The sequence below is a fragment of the Falseniella ignava genome (assembly GCF_002847645.1).
Classification (GTDB): Bacteria; Bacillota; Bacilli; order Lactobacillales; family Aerococcaceae; genus Falseniella; species Falseniella ignava.
In genome coordinates this window covers 1-1,371 of sequence record NZ_PKHE01000038.1, presented here as the reverse complement: position 1 = coordinate 1,371, position 1,371 = coordinate 1, and the positions used below count along the sequence as shown (strand labels likewise).

The 1,371-nt window shown below is 41.9% G+C and carries 1 protein-coding gene; it reads left to right on the top strand.

Annotated features, from left to right (window positions below; translation table 11 throughout):
- Positions 1–104 precede the first annotated feature (104 nt).
- Positions 105–1,184 carry an IS30 family transposase gene (locus tag CYJ57_RS07675; RefSeq protein ID WP_101954782.1) on the top strand — a complete coding sequence of 360 codons (1,080 nt, stop codon included), beginning with the start codon at positions 105–107 and terminating at the stop codon, positions 1,182–1,184.
- Positions 1,185–1,371: the final 187 nt, after the last annotated feature.

Below are 1,371 nucleotides of genomic sequence, written 5' to 3'. Positions count from 1 at the left end.
TGGTGGATTCTATAATCAACTTAGCCACCAAAAATAAAAACATCACGTGAATTTCATGCTATATTGAAGTTACCACAACTCTCAATAGATAAGGATGAATTCACGTGACGCATATTCATGATAACACAGCTACTAAAAAAGGGACACATCTTTCTTATCAAGAACGTTGCCAGATTGCTATTCTTAAACAAGAAAACTATTCAAATCGAGCTATCGCAGCTAGTCTTAATCGGGCGCCCCAAACCATTCATAATGAAATCAAGCGAGGGACTGTTAAACAAAAGAAAAAACAAGTCCAGAACGGTAAAGAGTATGTTTATTACTACACTGTTTATGATGCTGATAAGGGTCAGGCGACTTATGATAACCAGCGTTTAAATTGTGGAAGACGTCCTAAATGGGCAGATTCTGCTGCGTTCATGGCATGGGCAGATGAAAAAATGCTCGAAGATCATTGGTCCCCTGATGTGGTCGTTGGTTTTGCTAAGCGACAAGAGCTATTTGACCCAAAACTGATTCCTAGCACGACTACTCTCTATAATTGGATAGATAGTGGTATTATGCGCACTAAAAATATGGACTTACTGGAGAAACTCTCTCGTAAACCTCGTCAAAAGAAACGGTCAGCTAAGGAAAATAAGCGGATTTTAGGAAATTCAATTGACGAGCGACCTGAAGAAGTTGAATCTCGTGATCATTTCGGTCACTGGGAAATTGATACGGTTATCGGGCAAAGAACTAAAGGGGACGAAGTCTTATTAACCTTAGTCGAGAGAATGACTCGTTTTGAAGTCCTCCTTAAGTTGCCAGGTAAGACTTCCGAAGCTGTTTGTTTAGCAGTGTCCCAGCTCAGAGAGCGCTGTGGCGATGACTACACTCGTCTATTCAAAACAGTAACAGCAGATAATGGATCCGAGTTTGCTTCCTTACAAGAAGCTCTCCAAGAGACAGTTTTCGCCTACTTTACGCACCCATTTGCTTCTTACGAAAGAGGGACGAGCGAGAATCAGCATAAATTCATCCGGCGATTTCTGCCGAAAGGTCAAAAAATATCGGAAATTAGTGATCAGCAGATTTTGCGCATTCAACAATGGATGAATCGCTACCCACGAAAGATCTTAGACTATCAAACCCCTTACGATTGCTTTTTAAAAGCTTTTCGTCAGGAAAAGGCTGCAGCTTAAAATCTGTTCGCCTTGACAACGAGCCTCCGCCGGGCTGGCTTAAAGGCTGGTGAAAGCTGGGTTAGCCAGCTTTGGCCAAGAGCCTACCAGCCCGACGCTCATTGTAAAGCCGAACAACCTAGTGCAAATAATTCACATGTAGGTCTTCAGTTTTAACAAAGTGGCTAACTTAAACTTGAAATTTACG